We start from the raw sequence: 16,663 nt of genomic DNA, 5'->3' as shown, positions 1-16,663 counted from the left end.
AGGCGAGATATCATTCCGTTTATTCATGCTGCGCAAGAAACAGAAGAAAAGGCCCGTTCATGCTGAATAAAAGACACCTGCCCTCGATCACCGCACTGCAGTGTTTCGAGGCCGTTACCCGGCACTTGAGCTTCACCCGCGCGGCAGAGGAGCTGAACCTGACCCAGAGCGCGGTCAGCAAGCAGGTCGCGCAGCTTGAAGAACTGCTCCAGCACCTGCTGTTCCGCCGGGTGCGCCGACGCCTGCAACTGACGCCGGCGGGAAACCTGTACCTGGTGGAAGTCCGAAAAATCCTGACCCAGATGGAGATGTCGACCCACTACCTGCGCTCCTACGGTGGCGAAACCGAAGTCCTGCGGGTTTCCACGCCGCCGACATTCGGTGCCCGCTGGCTGGTGCCACGCCTCAAGGGCTGGCGCCTGCGTCATCCGCATATCCACCTGGACCTGTGCAGCGAACAGGAAGCCGACGACCTGCTGCAGGGACGCAGCGACCTGGCATTCTTTTTCGGCCAGGGTTCGCGGCCGGGCACCGAGTGCCTGAAGCTGTTCAGCGAAGAGCTGGTGCCGGTCTGTGCCCCCTCCAGCCTGCCCGAACAGCCATTCGAGGACCCGACGCAGCTGAGCGAACTGGTCCTGCTGCAGAACGCCTCTCGGCCCCAGGCCTGGCATGACTGGTTCGAGCACCAGGGCTATCACACCGAACACAGCTACCACGGGCCACGCTTCGAGACCTTCTACATGTGCATTCGCGCGGCGCAGGTCGGCTGTGGGGTGGCCCTGCTGCCGCGCTTTCTGGTGGAGGAGGAACTGGCCGACGGCAAGCTGGTGATCCCCTGGCCGCATGCGATGCCCAGCCGTGACGCCTATTACCTGGCGTACCCGGAGCACTCGGCGGAAGTACCGAAGGTGAAGAATTTCGTGCAGTGGATGCAGGAGCAGATCGACGATCCTTCGCAGGCCTGAGGAGTCTGGAGGTCATCGAGATTGGCGGTGGTCTTGAGAACGCTTTCGCGGGCAAGCCCTGCTCCTACAGGAGAGATGTCGAGCACGACATTGATGTACGACATTGTTCTGTAGGAGCGTGGCTTGCCCGCGAATAGGCCCGCAATGCCAGCAAAAATCGCTGGTAAAACCACCCCCTGATATGCGCCACTAGCGCCATTCACCCAAAAGCTGCCGCAACGCCGACCGGCATGGAGACACCCGTTATGAGCGATAAGGCCTTTGGCGATCGCATCGTGCAGAACCTGCTCGACACCGACTTCTACAAACTGACCATGATGCAGGCGGTACTGCACAACTATCCCAACGTCGAAGTCGAATGGGATTTCCGCTGCCGCAACAGCGAGGACCTGCAACCCTACCTGGCGGAGATCCGCTATCAGATCGAGCGCCTCGCCGAACTGAGCCTGAGCATGGACCAGTTGGGTTTCCTCGAACGCATCAGCTTTCTCAAGCCGGACTTCCTGCGCTTCCTCGGCCTGTTCCGCTTCAACCTGCGCTACGTACACACCGGCATCGAGAACGGCGAACTGTTCATCCGCCTGCGCGGCCCCTGGCTGCATGTGATCCTGTTCGAGGTGCCGCTGCTGGCGATCGTCAGCGAGGTGCGCAACCGCTATCGCTACCAGGAGACCGAACTGAAACAGGCCCGCGAACAGCTGTACCGCAAGTTCGACTGGCTGACCGCCAACGCCAGTGCCGACGAGCTGGCGCACCTGCAAGTCGCCGACTTCGGCACCCGTCGGCGGTTTTCCTACCGCGTCCAGGAAGAAGTGGTGAGCGTGCTCAAGCATGACTTCCCCGGACGCTTCGTCGGCACCAGCAACGTGCACCTGGCCCGTGAATTCGACATGAAGCCGCTCGGCACCATGGCCCACGAGTGGATCATGGCCCACCAGCAACTCGGCCCGCGGCTGATCGACAGCCAGATCGCCGCACTCGATTGCTGGGTCCGCGAGTACCGCGGCCTGCTGGGGATCGCGCTGACCGACTGCATCACCACCGACGCCTTCCTGAAGGATTTCGACCTGTACTTCGCCAAGCTGTTCGACGGCTTGCGCCATGATTCGGGCGACCCGGTACAGTGGGGCGAAAAATGCATAGCTCGTTATCACCAGTTGGGCATCGACCCGATGAGCAAGACCCTGGTGTTCTCCGACAGCCTCAACCTGCCCAAGGCCCTGGAGATATTCCGGGCGCTGCGCGGTCGGATCAATGTCAGCTTCGGCATCGGCACCAACCTCACCTGCGACATTCCCGGGGTGGAACCGATGAGCATCGTGCTTAAAATGACCGCCTGCAACGGCCAGCCCGTGGCGAAGATCTCCGATGAACCGGGCAAGGCTCAGTGCAAGGACCCGAATTTCGTCTCCTATCTGCGCCATGTGTTCCAGGTGGCCGATTAATCCGTTTTCGATCGAATCCTACGCAAGGAGTGAATCATGCAAGCCGTACAGCGCCAGATTGCTGAACAGCTCAAGGTCCAGCCGCCGTTCGCCGACCAGGCCGCCCTCGAGGCCGAGGTCGCCCGGCGCATCACCTTCATCCAGAACTGCTTGCAGAACTCGGGCCTCAAGAGCCTGGTGCTGGGCATCAGCGGCGGCGTCGACTCGCTGACCGCCGGTTTGCTGGCGCAGCGCGCCGTGCGTGAACTGCGGGAGCGCACCGGTGATGAGCAGTATCGCTTCATCGCGGTGCGCCTGCCCTACGAAGTCCAGTTCGACGAACACGACGCCACGGCGTCGGTGGACTTCATCGACCCCGACGAGCGCCATACCGTGAACATCGGCCCGGCGGTCAAGGCGCTGGCCGCGGAAGTGGCGGCGTTCGAAGGCAAGGCCGCCGTCTCGCGGGACTTCGTGCTCGGCAACACCAAGGCGCGCATGCGCATGGTCGCCCAGTACACCATCGCCGGTGCCGCCAACGGCCTGGTGATCGGCACCGACCACGCGGCGGAAGCGGTGATGGGCTTCTTCACCAAGTTCGGTGACGGCGCCTGCGACCTGGCGCCGCTGAGCGGGCTGGTGAAGAACCAGGTCCGGGCCATTGCCCGCAGCTTCGGCGCCCCCGAGTCGCTGGTGGAGAAAGTCCCGACCGCCGACCTGGAAGACCTGGCACCCGGCAAGCCGGACGAGGCTTCCCATGGCGTGACCTATGCCGAGATCGACGCGTTCCTGCACGGCCAGCCCGTGCGCCAGGAAGCCTTCGACATCATCTGCCGGACCTACGAAAAGACCCGGCACAAGCGCGAGCTGCCGTTCGCACCGTGAGGAGACGCAACGTGGCGGGCTTGCCGGCTCGCCACGACGCCCGGACCAGCCTCGGAATGACAGTTTCAAAGGCCTGATGCCGGCCAGTTTGCCGTAGGATTTTTCTGTTTTTTTCGGCAACTATTGAGGCAGTCCCCCCTGCGGAGCAGTCTTCGCCATCCTCTGTTGGCCAGGACTGCTGCGTATGTTGTTCAAGCAAAAGCCTCCCCATATCCGAGCCACTCCGCTCTTCCAGCGCCCGTGGATCATTCCGCTGTCCGGCCTGATCGGCGCCCTGTGCTGGATTTTCGTCGCCACCCAGCCGTCCGCTCGCCCGGCCAGCGGCCGCCCGAGCAAGGAACACTTTATCCTCAGCGGCAGCATGCCGATCCAGACGGCCCTGCGCGCCAGCGCCCGATACACCCCCGGCAACCAGCAGAGCGGTTGCCCGTACCAGCATCCGACCCTGCACTTCGATACCGTCCCACTGGATAGCCCGCGCACGTTCGACTTCACGGTGCCCACAGGCTATGAACTGCCCGGCTGCAAACTCTATCTGAGCGAAGTCAGCTTCGAGACCGAGGCCTTCTATGGCCAGGACAACCATCAACGCAGCATCACCAGCAGCGGCGCGATCACCCTGCGCGACGACCTGCGTCCAGGCGTGTCGGGGTTCCCGTCATCGGGGGAAAAACACTATCGCGGCCTTTGCGACTGGCAGCCGCACAGCACGCCTGCGGGGCTGGAACCGCAGCAGAGCCTCAATTGCTACAGCGTCGACGAGCAGTGGCAGGCACTAGGCAACGACTACAAGCGCAAACAGTTGGGCGGGGTATTCAGCCGACAGGAAGTGGAGGGAAAAACGATTCGGCTGGAATTGCGGAAAAACGAACAGTCCTGATCCCGCACGGGGCGGGACCAGGTGAGGGCCATCACTTGAGGGTGACGGTGCCCTTCATCATCGAGATGTGGCCCGGGAACGAGCAGAAGAAGCCGTACTTCTCGGCCGGGTTCAGCTTCGACACGTCGAAGGTGACCGAGTCCTTCTCGCCGGCACCGATGATCTTGGTGTGGGCGATGACGCGAGTGTCGCCGTCTTTCAGGTAGTTCTTGTCGATGCCGGCGGAAATGCCGTCCGATGCGATCGGCTGCATGTCGGCTTCCTTGCTCAGCACCCAGTTGTGGCCCATGACGTTCTTCGGCAGGCTGCCGCCGTGAGTCAGTTCCACGGTGAAGGTCTTGCAGCTCTTGTCGATCTCGATGGCCTTGGTGTTGAAGGACATCTGATCGGTCGAATCGACAGTGGTCTTGCATTCGGCAGCGAACACCTGGCCGCTGGCGAGGGCCAGCAGGGATACCGCGACAACTTTGGCAAACATCGTGAATCTCCAAGGCAGGGTATGAAAAGCGGCGGATCAATGCAGGAAGACTACCTGAGGACAGACAGGGTTCCCATGATCTGAATCAAGAAATTGTATACAATCCTAAGCTATCGCCTCGATGGATACAATCAACCAGCCAGACGAATCCGCGCGACTTAACATTAGCCCATCGTCATCCATCGGAGTCTGCGCCATGTCCATCGACAGCCTGCTGTACAGTTTGCTCGCCGCCTATGCCTGCGGTGCCAGCGGTACCTGCGAAGCCACCCGGCGCTAGCGCCGCTTCACCAGCGTACGGCGAAGACTCTCCCGCTGCTTGCGGATCTCCACCAGGCGCTCGCGCATTTCGCGGTGGCGCCGGCTGTTGAGCAACAGCAGGCCCAGCAACGGGGCAAAGAGGGCCAGCGCGTAGACGATCCGATGCGGGTGCGAGGTGATGGTCGGCAGCACACCCAGGAAACACAGCACGAACACCAGCACCAGGCCGCGAACCCACTGCGGCCGGCCGCGCACGATCATGAAGTTGCAGTGGGCAACCACCAAGCCCAGCAACATCAATGCGACGAACGTACCAGTCGCCTGCTCCTCCAGTGAAGCCGCGGGGAAATAGTGGTCCCCCGCCAACGGCAGACCACAGGCGATAGCCACCAGCGCGGCGAAGATCGCCCCGATGAAGGTCGGGAAATAACGCGCCAGAAAGCGCCGCAGGCTCAGCGTCTCCATCATTCGTCGATTTCCTCGTAAAGCCCGACGGCAATGGTCTTCACGTTGCCGGACAGGGCGCTGCCGGTGAGCCCGATCGCCGCGCCCAGGGAATCCTTGATCTGGGTGATGGTGGCATGGCGGATCTCGGTCGGCGTGAAGCGTTTGGGCAACTCGCCGGCCAACTGTTTCAGCTTGAGCATTTTCGGGGTAAGGCGCGGGTCGTTGATGCTCAGCAATTCCTTGGTCAGCTTGGCCCGCTCCTGGCGATTGAGCCCGCGCAACACGTCCCGGATACTCTTGCCGGTGGTGGCCTTGGTGATGCGCACCAGCTTGATGGAGGTCAGCGCGGAGGCGCCGACACCCAGCAGCGAAGCCGCATCCAGGGCGATCGAGGTGTACTGGTACCAGGCCTCGCTGTCGAGGTAGTCGTTGCGCGCCGGGTTGGTCACTTCGTTGACCGTCCGATAACCGCCAACCAGACACTGCGCAGTACTGGCGGCCGCAGCGGTATAGCCGATGGCGACCAGCACCGAACTGGCCCCGGCCGAAAACGGCACCGCCACCGAGCCGCTGAGCACCACGACCCAGCCGATCACCGCGCCGGCACACGACAGGCTGGTATTGATGGCCTCGCTGACCAGCCGCGACTCCCGGGGATTGTCCTGTACCTGCTGGGCGAACTGCTTCGGCGCGATGTACTTCTGCGCCTCGCGCAGGATCACCCGCTTGGGCTTGATGCTGCAGATCGGCTGGAACTCACGCAGGGTCACCACGTTGAATTCGGCGTCGATGTACACGACACCGGCACCGACGATGCCGGGATCGGCATCGATCGCGGCGAACAACCGCGGCAGGTCGACCTGGCTGGCGATGCGCTGACGGGCGAAAAACTGGGAGGGACTGGAGTCCATGCCGATGCCGGGTAGCGAAGAGCTCACGCGGGATTCATCCTTGAGTCGAACGGTGGAAAATTCGCCGCAACCTTAACAAACCCGCCCGTTCTTCGATAGAAAGCAAAACGCCAGCACTGGGCTGGCGTCTTGTCGGGTGCAACGCTGTATCAGCGCGGTACCACCGGCTTGCGGGCCGGCTTCTTGCCCTTGCCCTTGGCCGCATCGGCGCGTTCCTTGGCCGCCTGCCTGTTGCGTGCGGCGGCTGCGGCCTTGGCTTCCTCGCGCTTGTCCCAGGGCTTGCTGCCGTCGCTGCCACGCGGCGGCAGGCCGGTGTGCTGGGTGAGGATGCGCGTGCTGTCCTTGCCGACCTTGTGGCTGCCGGCCGGCGTCGAGTTCTTGCGCCGGGCGCTCTGGTAGCTGTCGGTCTGCGGCTGGTGCAACGGGATCAACTGGTGCTTGCCCGGCCCGATCAGGTCGCCACGCCCCATGCGCAGCAGGGCCTCGCGCAGCATCGGCCAGCCCTTCGGATCGTGGTAGCGCAGGAACGCCTTGTGCAGCCGGCGCTGCTCCTCGCTCTTGACGATGGTCACCGCGTCGCTCTTGTAGGTGACCTTGCGCAGCGGGTTCTTGCCTGAATGGTACATCGCGGTGGCACTGGCCATCGGCGACGGGTAGAACGCCTGCACCTGGTCGGCACGGAAACCGTTGGCCTTGAGCCATAGCGCCAGGTTCATCATGTCTTCGTCGGTGGTGCCCGGGTGGGCGGCGATGAAGTACGGGATCAGGTACTGTTCCTTGCCGGCCTCTTTCGAGAACTTCTCGAACATCCGCTTGAAGCGGTCGTAGGTGCCGATGCCCGGTTTCATCATCTGGTTGAGCGGACCTTCCTCGGTATGCTCCGGGGCGATCTTCAGGTAGCCGCCGACGTGGTGGGTCACCAGTTCCTTGACGTATTCGGGTGACTCGACCGCCAGGTCGTAACGCAGGCCGGAAGCGATCAGAATCTTCTTCACCCCGGGCAACGCACGGGCGCTGCGGTAGAGCTGGATCAGCGACGAGTGGTCGGTGTTCAGGTTCGGGCAGATGCCGGGGAACACGCACGACGGCTTGCGGCACGCCGACTCGATCGCCGGGCTCTTGCAGGCGATGCGGTACATGTTCGCGGTCGGCCCGCCGAGGTCGGAGATGACACCGGTGAAGCCCGGTACCTTGTCGCGGATCTCCTCGATCTCGCGAATGATCGACTCTTCGGAACGGTTCTGGATGATCCGCCCTTCGTGCTCGGTGATCGAGCAGAAGGTGCAGCCACCGAAGCAGCCACGCATGATGTTCACCGAAAAACGGATCATCTCGTAGGCCGGGATCTTTTCCTTGCCATAGGCCGGGTGCGGGATGCGCTGGTAGGGCATGCCGAACACGTAGTCCATTTCCTCGGTGGTCATCGGAATGGGCGGCGGGTTGAACCACACATCCACCTCGCCATGCTTCTGCACCAGCGCACGGGCGTTGCCCGGGTTGGTTTCCAGGTGCAGCACGCGGTTGGCGTGGGCATAGAGCACCGGGTCATTACGCACCTTCTCCATCGAAGGCAGGCGGATCACGGTCTTGTCGCGTGTCATTTTGGGACTGGCGAGGATCTGCACCACCTTGGCTTCCTGCGGATCCTCAACCGGCCCCTTTTCCTGCTCGATGGCGCACGCCGCGGTGTCCTGGGTGTTCACATAGGGGTTGATGATCTTGTCGATCTTGCCCGGCCGATCGATACGCGTGGAATCGACTTCATACCAGCCCTGTGGGGTATCGCGACGGATGAACGCGGTGCCGCGCACGTCGGTGATGTCTTCGATCTTCTGACCGTAGGACAGGCGCTGGGCGACCTCGACGATCGCCCGCTCGGCGTTGCCGTAGAGCAGGATGTCGGCGCTGGCGTCGATCAGGATCGAGTTGCGCACACGGTCCTGCCAGTAGTCGTAGTGGGCGATCCGGCGCAGCGAGGCCTCGATGCCGCCGAGTACGATCGGCACGTGCCTGTAGGCCTCCTTGCAGCGCTGGCTGTAGACCAGGCTGGCGCGGTCCGGCCGCTTGCCGGCCACGCCGCCAGGGGTATAGGCGTCGTCCGAGCGGATTTTCTTGTCGGCGGTGTAGCGGTTGATCATCGAGTCCATGTTGCCGGCCGCGACGCCGAAGAACAGGTTCGGCTCGCCAAGCTTCATGAAGTCGTCTTTCGACTGCCAGTTCGGCTGGGCGATGATCCCGACGCGGAAGCCCTGGGCTTCCAGCAGCCGGCCGATGATCGCCATGCCGAAGGACGGATGGTCGACGTAGGCATCGCCGGTGACGATGATCACGTCGCAGGAGTCCCAGCCGAGCTGATCCATCTCTTCCCGGCTCATGGGCAGGAAGGGCGCTGGCCCGAAACATTCGGCCCAGTACTTGGGATAGTCAAATAACGGCTTGGCTGCTTGCATGGCGGTGACCGATGTCGAGATGAAAGGTGTCGAGATGAAAAATCGCGGGCGCGGAATATAGCACAAAAAATGATCAAACCCGACGATAATCGTCGGGTTTATCCGTATCGCGTCTGCCCTGTCGCACGCCTGGCGACTGGGCGCTACTCGTCGTCGTCGAAGTTGTAGCTGCCCGGCGCGAGGTTCTCGAAGCGGGTGTACTTGCCGATGAAGGCCAGGCGGATGAAGCCGATCGGACCGTTCCGCTGCTTGCCGATGATGATTTCGGCAATGCCCTTGTGCTCGGTCTCCGGGTGATAGACCTCGTCGCGGTACACGAACATGATCACGTCGGCGTCCTGCTCGATCGCTCCGGATTCCCGCAAGTCGGAGTTCACCGGACGCTTGTTCGGCCGTTGTTCCAGGGAGCGGTTGAGCTGGGACAGGGCCACCACCGGGCAGTTGAATTCCTTGGCCAGGGCCTTGAGGGAACGGGAGATCTCGGAAATCTCGTTGGTCCGGTTGTCGCCGCTGGAGCCCGGGATCTGCATGAGCTGCAGGTAGTCGATCATGATCAGCGCGATATCGCCGTGCTCACGCACCAGGCGGCGGGTCCGCGCACGCATTTCCGACGGGCTGATGCCTGCGGTATCGTCGATGAACAGCTTGCGGTCGTTGAGCAGGTTGACCGCCGAGGTCAGGCGCGGCCAGTCGTCGTCTTCCAGTTGGCCGGAACGCACCTTGGTCTGGTCGATGCGGCCGAGGGACGACAGCATACGCATGATCAGCGATTCGCCTGGCATCTCGAGGGAGTACACCAGCACCGCCTTGTCGCTGCGCAACACGGCGTTCTCCACCAGGTTCATGGCGAAGGTGGTCTTACCCATCGACGGACGGCCGGCGACGATGATCAGGTCGGCCGGCTGCAGGCCGCTGGTCTTCTCGTCGAGGTCGGTGTAGCCGGTGGACAGGCCGGTGATCGCGTCGGAGGTGTTGAACAGGGTGTCGATACGGTCGATGGCCTTGGTCAGCAGCTCATTGACGCCCACCGGTCCGCCGGTCTTGGGACGTGCCTCGGCGATCTGGAAGATCTGCCGCTCGGCCTCGTCGAGGATCTCCTCGGCGGTACGGCCTTCGGGGTTGAAGGCACTGTCGGCGATGTCGTTGGTGATGCCGATCAGTTGCCGCAGGGTAGCCCGCTCGCGGACGATCGAGGCATAGGCCTTGATGTTGGCCACCGATGGGGTGTTTTTTGCCAACTCGCCGAGGTAGCCGAGGCCGCCGACCTGGGCCGTCTGCCCTTCCTTGTCCAGCTGTTCGGCCAGGGTCACCACGTCGATCGGCAGGTTCTGGTCGGCCAGACGGGCGATCGCACGGAAAATCAGGCGGTGGTCATGTCGATAGAAGTCACCGTCCGAGACCAGGTCCAGCACGCGTTCCCAGGCGTTGTTGTCCAGCATCAGGCCACCGAGTACGGCCTGTTCGGCCTCGATGGAATGCGGCGGCACCTTCAGGGCAGCGGTTTGCAGATCGTATTGCTCGGGAGCGGAGATTTCGTTCATAGCCACTTGGAATCAGTTGGTTGGAGCCAAAAAACAAAGGGCACGACCTGAATGAACAGAGTCGTGCCCGATGTTAACCGGCTGGCGGGCAAGCCGCCAGACGATCGAGTGCTGCTTAGGCAGCCACCACAACAACGCGTACGGTTGCTTCAACTTCGGCGTGCAGGTGCACGGCGACGTCGAATTCACCCACGTTGCGGATGGTGCCGTTCGGCAGACGCACTTCGCTCTTGGCCACTTCGACGCCGGAGGCGGTCAGGGCATCAGCGATGTCGTGGGTGCCGATCGAACCGAACAGCTTGCCTTCGTCACCAGCGGTGGCAGTGATGGTCACTTCCAGCTCAGCCAGTTGGGCGGCGCGCGATTCAGCCGAAGCTTTCTTCTCGGCTGCTGCTTTTTCCAGCTCGGCACGACGCTCTTCGAAAGCGGCCAGGTTGGCAGCGGTCGCAGCGGTGGCTTTGCCGAAAGGCAGCAGGTAGTTACGACCGTAACCGGCCTTCACTTTTACTTTGTCGCCCAGGTTGCCCAGGTTGGCGATTTTTTCCAGCAGGATCAGTTCCATTTGGTAATAACCTCTTAACTTTTAACCTTCACCGTTCGCGGAACCGTTACCGGGGTCCTTCGACGCCAGGCGTCCGCGAAAATCAATCAGGCTGTCGACAATGGCCAATACCACGAGCAACGGACCGAGCAGGTGCATGAACGGCAAGAACGTCACGTATATCCCCACCAGCCAGAAAGAGGCCAGTCGTTTCTGCGCCACCAGCCCGTGAATCAGGGCCAGGCCGGCGAAGACCAGCGGTACGCTGCACAGCGGCAACAGGATCAGTGCATGCAACCCGAAAAACGGGGCGATACACATGACGGCCAGCAGTGACAGCGTCACGTTCTTCGGCAGTCGGATGGCGCGAAACTCGCGACCGAAACCACCAGGGTTATACAACGACGCTTGCCAATAGCGCCCAAGAATCAGGCACAGCACACTGAAGACCTGCAACGAAATCGCCGTCGAAATGATCATCAGCGGGACTGTCAGGGAGATGAGAAACGCCTTCTGGTCGGCCGAGAACTTCTCGTAGACCTCACCCATCGCCAGCGGCATGACGTGTTCGAACGTCTTCGCCAGCGACTCGATGAAGGAACCGAACACGGTTCCCAGGCTCATCGCACACAACAATCCCACGGCCATGCTGCACAGCAGCACGCGGTTCCAGGTATGCCCGGCGCGCAAGACCAACGCCAGGCTGCAACTGCCGAGCAGCACCAGAAGGGCTGTCGGGTCGCCGAAAAAGTGCCAGCTCAACAACACCGACAACAATCCGATACCCAGGACGCTCGAAGCGTCCGAACCGCGCCGCAGGAGCACGAGGCTCCCGGCGGCGGCACTCAACCAGAACAACAGCGGCAATGCCGCAGCTCCGGCCACGACCAGCGTGGCCTGCACACGTCCCCGCATGATGAAGTCAGCTAAGGCACGCATGCACTCAATCCTTTACTACCTGTCGACGACCCGGTCTCAGCGGCCGTGGCTGTCGGTGTAGGCCAGCAGGGCCAGGAAGCGGGCGCGCTTGATAGCGGTAGCCAGCTGACGCTGATAACGAGCCTTGGTACCGGTGATACGGCTTGGAACGATTTTGCCGGTTTCGGATACGTAGGCTTTCAGAGTGTTGAGATCTTTGTAATCGATCTCTTTCACGTCTTCAGCGGTGAAGCGGCAGAATTTACGACGACGGAAGAAACGTGCCATGTAATAGGCTCCTCAAAAGATCCGTGGATTACTCGTCAGCGTTATCGCTGTTGTCGCTGTCATCACCCTCAACGCCTTCAGCGTCGGAGTGCTCAGGACGGTCGCGACGCTCACGGCGCTCACTGCGGTTTTCTTCAGCCTTGAGCATCTCGGACTGGCCAGTGATGGCTTCGTCACGACGGATGACCAGGTTACGGATCACAGCATCGTTGTAGCGGAAGTTGTCTTCCAGCTCGGCCAGGGCCTTGCCGGTGCACTCAACGTTCAGCATCACGTAGTGAGCCTTGTGAACATTGTTGATTGCATAGGCCAGTTGACGACGGCCCCAGTCTTCCAGGCGGTGGATTTTGCCGCCGTCTTCTTCGATCAGCTTGGTGTAACGCTCAACCATGCCGCCGACTTGCTCGCTTTGATCCGGGTGGACCAAGAAGATAATTTCGTAATGACGCATGAATGCTCCTTACGGGTTGTAGCCTGCCACTCAAAAGCGGTCAGACAAGGAGTGAATGACACTGGTGTGTCTTGCCTTGGAGTAGGCACAAATGCGCCAGCCATCACGGCAAGGGGCGCAATTGTAGAGAAGGGGCGCGTGGGGCGCAAGGCAATTGGTGATTATTTGAACAGATTCAGCAGTGGGAGCCGGCTTGCTGGCGATGGTGTCGACGCGCTATTGGCCGATCGTTCATCGCCAGCCAGTCGGCTGCCCGGGGTCAGGCCTTCTTGGCGGCGGCCTTGACGCTACGCTGGCGCATCGCCTCGAACAGGCACACCCCGGTGGCCACGGAGACGTTGAGACTGCTGACGCTGCCCGCCATCGGCAACTTCACCAGGAAATCGCAATGTTCGCGGGTCAGGCGGCGCATGCCTTTGCCTTCGGCGCCCATGACCAGGATGGTCGGGCCGGTCAGGTCCTGCTGGTACAGTTCCTGCTCGGCTTCGCCCGCCGTGCCGACAACCCACAGACCGCGCTGCTGAAGCTTTTCCAGGGTGCGCGCGAGGTTGGTCACGGCCACCAGCGGAATCACTTCCGCGGCGCCACAGGCCACCTTGCGCACCACCGGCGTCAGGGTTGCCGACTTGTCCTTGGGCACCACCACCGCCAGCGCACCGGCCGCATCGGCGGTGCGCAGGCAGGCGCCGAGGTTGTGCGGGTCGGTCACGCCATCGAGCACCAGGATCAGCGGCGCGCCTTCGGTGCGATCGAGCAGCTCGTCGAGCATCGCCTCACCCCAGACCTGGCTCGGACTGACCTCCGCCACTACGCCCTGGTGCACGCCCTCGACCCAGGCATCCATCTCGCGGCGCTCGGCCTGGCCGACCGCTACGCGGTTCTCGCCCGCCAACTGCAACAGGGGCTGAACCCGCGGATCGCTGCGGCCTTCCGCCAGCCAGATCTGCTTGACGCGCTTGGGGTGATGACGCAGCAGCGCCTCCACGGCATGCACGCCGTAGATCTTTTCCAGCTGACTCATGACTTGCCCTTGGATTTACGTGCCGGACCGTTCTTCGACGGCCCCTTGCGGTGTTTGCTCGGCTTTTCCGAAGAGCCACCCCGACCGGCCTTGCTCTCGACCTTGGGCTTGCCGCCAGTCTTCGCCTCGGCCAGCAACGCCTTCTTCATCTCGCGACTCTTGCGCACCTCGGCGTTCTTCGCCGCGGCATCGCTGGAGCGGTAGGCGTCGCCGGACTTCTTCTCGGCACTGCGACGGGAAGCCCGGGCCGGCTCGGCAGCCTGCTCGACCACCGGCGCCGGGGCGGCTTCGGCCCCACGCTTCTTGCCAGTGCTGCGCCCAACCGGAGCCGACAGGGTTTTCTCGGCCATCTCGAAGTCGATCTTGCGCTCGTCGAGGTCGACGCGCATGACCTTGACCTCGACCGTATCACCGAGGCGGAAGCTGCGACCGGTGCGCTCGCCCGACAGGCGATGGTGCACCGGATCGAAGTGGTAGTAGTCGCCCGGCAAGGCGGTGACGTGCACCAGGCCCTCGACGTAGATGTCGGTCAGCTCGACGAACAGGCCGAAACCGGTCACCGCGGTGACCACGCCCGGGAACGATTCGCCCACGCGGTCCTTCATGAACTCGCACTTGAGCCAGTTCACCACGTCGCGGGTGGCTTCGTCGGCACGGCGCTCGCTCATCGAGCACTGCTCGCCCAACTGCTCCAGCGCCGCTTCGTCGTACGGATAGATGCGCGCCTTCGGAATGCTCATCGCCCCGGCACGACGTACATGCGGGGTGTTCTGCTTCGAATGGATCACGCTGCGGATCGCCCGGTGCGTCAGCAGGTCCGGATAGCGACGGATCGGCGACGTGAAGTGGGTGTAGGCCTCGTAATTCAGGCCGAAGTGGCCATCGTTCTCGGCGCTGTACACCGCCTGGCTCAGGGAGCGCAGCATCACGGTCTGGATCAGGTGGAAATCCGGGCGGTTCTGGATACTGGCCAGCAGGGCCTGGTAGTCCTTCGGCGTCGGCCCTTCCTTGCCCTTGTGCAGCGACAGGCCCAGTTCGCCGAGGAATGCCCGCAACTTCTCCAGGCGCTCCGGCGGCGGACCATCGTGCACCCGGTACAGGGCCGGAATCTCGTGTTTCTGGAGGAACTCGGCGGTGGCGACGTTGGCCGCCAGCATGCATTCCTCGATCAGCTTGTGCGCATCATTGCGGGTGGTCGGACGGATCTCGGCAATCTTGCGCTCGGAGCCGAAGATGATCCGGGTCTCCTGGGTTTCGAAATCGATCGCGCCACGGGTATGACGGGCCGCCAGCAGGACCTTGTACAGCGCGTAGAGCTGCTTGAGGTCTGGCACCACTTCTCCGTACTGGGCACGCAGACGCTTGGCCTCGGCGGTCTTCGGCTGCTCCAGGATGGTGCTGACCTTGTTGTAGGTCAGGCGCGCATGGGAGTGGATCACCGCCTCGTAGAACACGTAGTCGGTCATCTCGCCCTTTTTCGAGATGGTCATTTCGCAGACCATCGCCAGGCGATCGACATGCGGGTTCAACGAGCACAGGCCGTTGGACAGCTCTTCCGGCAGCATCGGCACCACGCGCTCGGGGAAGTACACCGAGTTGCCACGCACCTGGGCCTCGGCGTCCAGCGCCGAGCCGACTTTCACGTAGCTGGAAACGTCGGCGATCGCCACGTACAGCTTCCAGCCACCGGAGAACAACCGCAGCTTGCCCGGAATCGCCTCGCAGTAGACCGCGTCATCGAAGTCGCGGGCGTCCTCGCCGTCGATGGTGACGAACGGCAGGTCGCGCAGGTCGACACGCTTCTCCTTGTCCTTCTCCTCGACTTCCGGCTTGAGCTTGCGCGCTTCCTTGACCACCGCCTCGGGCCAGACATGGGGAATATCGTAAGTGCGCAGGGCAACGTCGATTTCCATGCCGGGAGCCATGTAGTTACCGACCACTTCGACCACATCGCCCTGGGGCTGGAAGCGCGGCGTTGGCCAGTGGGTGATCTTCACCGCGACGAACTGCCCGATCTGCGCGTTGGCGTTACGGCCCGGGGTGACCAGCACTTCCTGCTGGATCTTCGGGTTGTCGGCCACCACGAAGCCGATGCCGCCCTCCTCGAAGTAGCGACCGACGATGGTCTCGTGGGCACGGGACACCACCTCGACGATCACGCCTTCTCGACGGCCACGCCGGTCCACGCCGGACACCCGCGCCAGGGCACGGTCGCCGTCGAATACCAGGCGCATCTGCGCGGGACTCATGAACAGGTCTTCGCTGCCGTCGTCGGGGATCAGGAAGCCGAAACCGTCCCGATGGCCGGCGATGCGGCCGAGGATCAGGTCCAGCTTGTCCACCGGGGCGTAGGTGCCACGACGGGTATAAATCAGTTGAGCATCGCGCTCCATGGCGCGCAGGCGGCGGCGCAGAGCCTCCACCTGGTCTTCGGTATTCAGACCGAACTCTTCCACCAGTTGCTCGCGACTGGCCGGCGACCCGCGCTCGGACAGATGCGCCAGGATCAACTCACGGCTGGGAATAGGGTTTTCGTATTTTTCCGCTTCACGAGCGGCCTCGGGATCGAGGGACTGCCAATCGGCCATTAGATAAATTTCACCTTGTCTATATGCCCGGTTAGTTTGGCATACGCGTATTGAAACGGGAAATTTCAGGCGCGGATGGCGCCAGAAAATCCCTTTGCCAGCAGCGCCAGACGTTATTGCAGAGCGCTTGAGAGATTTTTTGCATTTTTTTGCCTGCAGGGGTTTACAGCCCCTGAGAGGCTCCGTATAGTGCGCGCCATCGACAACGCAGACGTTGAAGATACTGCCCAGGTGGTGAAATTGGTAGACACGCCAGCTTCAGGTGCTGGTGACCGAAAGGTCGTGGAAGTTCGAGTCTTCTCCTGGGCACCAATTTCAAACTTCAGAAATTCTGAAGTTCTCCAGAAACCCGCGAAAGCGGGTTTTTGCGTTTCTGGTCCAGCAAAAATATCCTTCCCCGAAACACGCCTCCGTGGAAGCCGGCCTGCCGGTGGTAACTGCAGGACAGTCGATATTTCGCGACACCCCCAAGATAGAAAAGCCCCCACCCACCCCTGTCGAGAAAAAATGATTTATTAAAAGCAAAACAGGGGTTTACAGATCAAAACAGTGTCCGTATAGTGCGCCACATCAACAGCGACAACGCTGAAGATGCCCAGGTGGTGAAATTGGTA

The 16,663-nt window shown here is 62.1% G+C and carries 15 protein-coding genes and 1 tRNA gene; 5 read left to right on the top strand and 11 right to left on the bottom strand.

Annotated features, from left to right (window positions below; translation table 11 throughout):
- Positions 1–59 precede the first annotated feature (59 nt).
- The 4 genes from PF66_RS06120 (at position 60) to PF66_RS06105 (ending at position 4,154) form a co-directional block, all read left to right on the top strand.
- Positions 60–965: a LysR family transcriptional regulator gene (locus tag PF66_RS06120; protein WP_054062147.1), complete on the top strand. Its 906-nt coding sequence runs from the start codon at positions 60–62 to the stop codon at positions 963–965.
- Positions 966–1,210: 245 nt separating this feature from the next.
- Positions 1,211–2,410, top strand: coding sequence for a nicotinate phosphoribosyltransferase (pncB, locus tag PF66_RS06115; RefSeq protein WP_054058670.1), 1,200 nt, complete (start codon positions 1,211–1,213; stop codon positions 2,408–2,410).
- 36 nt (positions 2,411–2,446) lie between these two features.
- Positions 2,447–3,274 (top strand): ammonia-dependent NAD(+) synthetase, encoded by an 828-nt coding sequence (gene nadE / locus PF66_RS06110; protein ID WP_054062146.1) that lies wholly within the window; start codon positions 2,447–2,449, stop codon positions 3,272–3,274.
- 184 nt (positions 3,275–3,458) lie between these two features.
- Positions 3,459–4,154, top strand: a complete 696-nt coding sequence (locus tag PF66_RS06105) for a hypothetical protein (RefSeq protein ID WP_054058668.1) — start codon at positions 3,459–3,461, stop codon at positions 4,152–4,154.
- Positions 4,155–4,185: 31 nt separating this feature from the next.
- Here the strand turns inward: PF66_RS06105 and azu are convergent, their stop codons facing one another.
- The 11 genes from azu to rnr all read right to left on the bottom strand — a co-directional run bounded on the left by azu (position 4,186) and on the right by rnr (position 16,049).
- Positions 4,186–4,632: an azurin gene (gene azu / locus PF66_RS06100; protein ID WP_054058667.1), complete on the bottom strand. Its 447-nt coding sequence runs from the start codon at positions 4,630–4,632 to the stop codon at positions 4,186–4,188.
- 276 nt (positions 4,633–4,908) lie between these two features.
- Positions 4,909–5,361, bottom strand: a complete 453-nt coding sequence (locus tag PF66_RS06095) for a hypothetical protein (protein ID WP_193394190.1) — start codon at positions 5,359–5,361, stop codon at positions 4,909–4,911.
- On the bottom strand, positions 5,358–6,278 hold the full coding sequence (locus PF66_RS06090) for a hypothetical protein (protein WP_054058666.1): 921 nt from the start codon (positions 6,276–6,278) through the stop codon (positions 5,358–5,360). The genes PF66_RS06095 and PF66_RS06090 overlap by 4 nt, the downstream gene beginning before the upstream one ends.
- 122 nt (positions 6,279–6,400) lie before the next feature.
- Positions 6,401–8,701, bottom strand: coding sequence for a YgiQ family radical SAM protein (locus PF66_RS06085; RefSeq protein WP_054062145.1), 2,301 nt, complete (start codon positions 8,699–8,701; stop codon positions 6,401–6,403).
- 143 nt (positions 8,702–8,844) lie between these two features.
- Entirely contained in the window at positions 8,845–10,242 is a 1,398-nt protein-coding gene (gene dnaB / locus PF66_RS06080; protein WP_017901624.1) for a replicative DNA helicase, read from the bottom strand.
- 115 nt (positions 10,243–10,357) lie between these two features.
- Positions 10,358–10,804, bottom strand: coding sequence for a 50S ribosomal protein L9 (gene rplI, locus PF66_RS06075; RefSeq protein WP_017901623.1), 447 nt, complete (start codon positions 10,802–10,804; stop codon positions 10,358–10,360).
- A 21-nt stretch (positions 10,805–10,825) separates the two neighbouring features.
- Positions 10,826–11,722 (bottom strand): hypothetical protein, encoded by an 897-nt coding sequence (locus PF66_RS06070; protein WP_054058665.1) that lies wholly within the window; start codon positions 11,720–11,722, stop codon positions 10,826–10,828.
- Positions 11,723–11,758: 36 nt separating this feature from the next.
- On the bottom strand, positions 11,759–11,989 hold the full coding sequence (gene rpsR / locus PF66_RS06065) for a 30S ribosomal protein S18 (protein WP_002551829.1): 231 nt from the start codon (positions 11,987–11,989) through the stop codon (positions 11,759–11,761).
- A 28-nt stretch (positions 11,990–12,017) separates the two neighbouring features.
- The gene (gene rpsF / locus PF66_RS06060; protein WP_017901621.1) at positions 12,018–12,440 is read right to left on the bottom strand and encodes a 30S ribosomal protein S6; all 423 of its coding nucleotides are present in this window, start codon (positions 12,438–12,440) and stop codon (positions 12,018–12,020) included.
- 259 nt (positions 12,441–12,699) lie between these two features.
- Positions 12,700–13,461: a 23S rRNA (guanosine(2251)-2'-O)-methyltransferase RlmB gene (rlmB, locus tag PF66_RS06055; protein ID WP_054062144.1), complete on the bottom strand. Its 762-nt coding sequence runs from the start codon at positions 13,459–13,461 to the stop codon at positions 12,700–12,702.
- Positions 13,458–16,049, bottom strand: a complete 2,592-nt coding sequence (rnr, locus tag PF66_RS06050; RefSeq protein ID WP_054062143.1) for a ribonuclease R — start codon at positions 16,047–16,049, stop codon at positions 13,458–13,460. Before rnr ends, rlmB begins: the two co-directional genes overlap by 4 nt.
- A gap of 225 nt (positions 16,050–16,274) precedes the next feature.
- On the opposite strand from rnr, the gene PF66_RS06045 reads away from it, so the two are divergent.
- A tRNA-Leu gene (locus tag PF66_RS06045) sits at positions 16,275–16,361 on the top strand.
- Positions 16,362–16,663: the final 302 nt, after the last annotated feature.

The sequence above is a fragment of the Pseudomonas asplenii genome (assembly GCF_001293465.1).
Taxonomy (GTDB): Bacteria; Pseudomonadota; Gammaproteobacteria; order Pseudomonadales; family Pseudomonadaceae; genus Aquipseudomonas; species Aquipseudomonas fuscovaginae_B.
The sequence above is the reverse complement of the archived record's forward strand: the minus strand, read 5'-3'. Positions and strand labels throughout refer to the sequence as shown.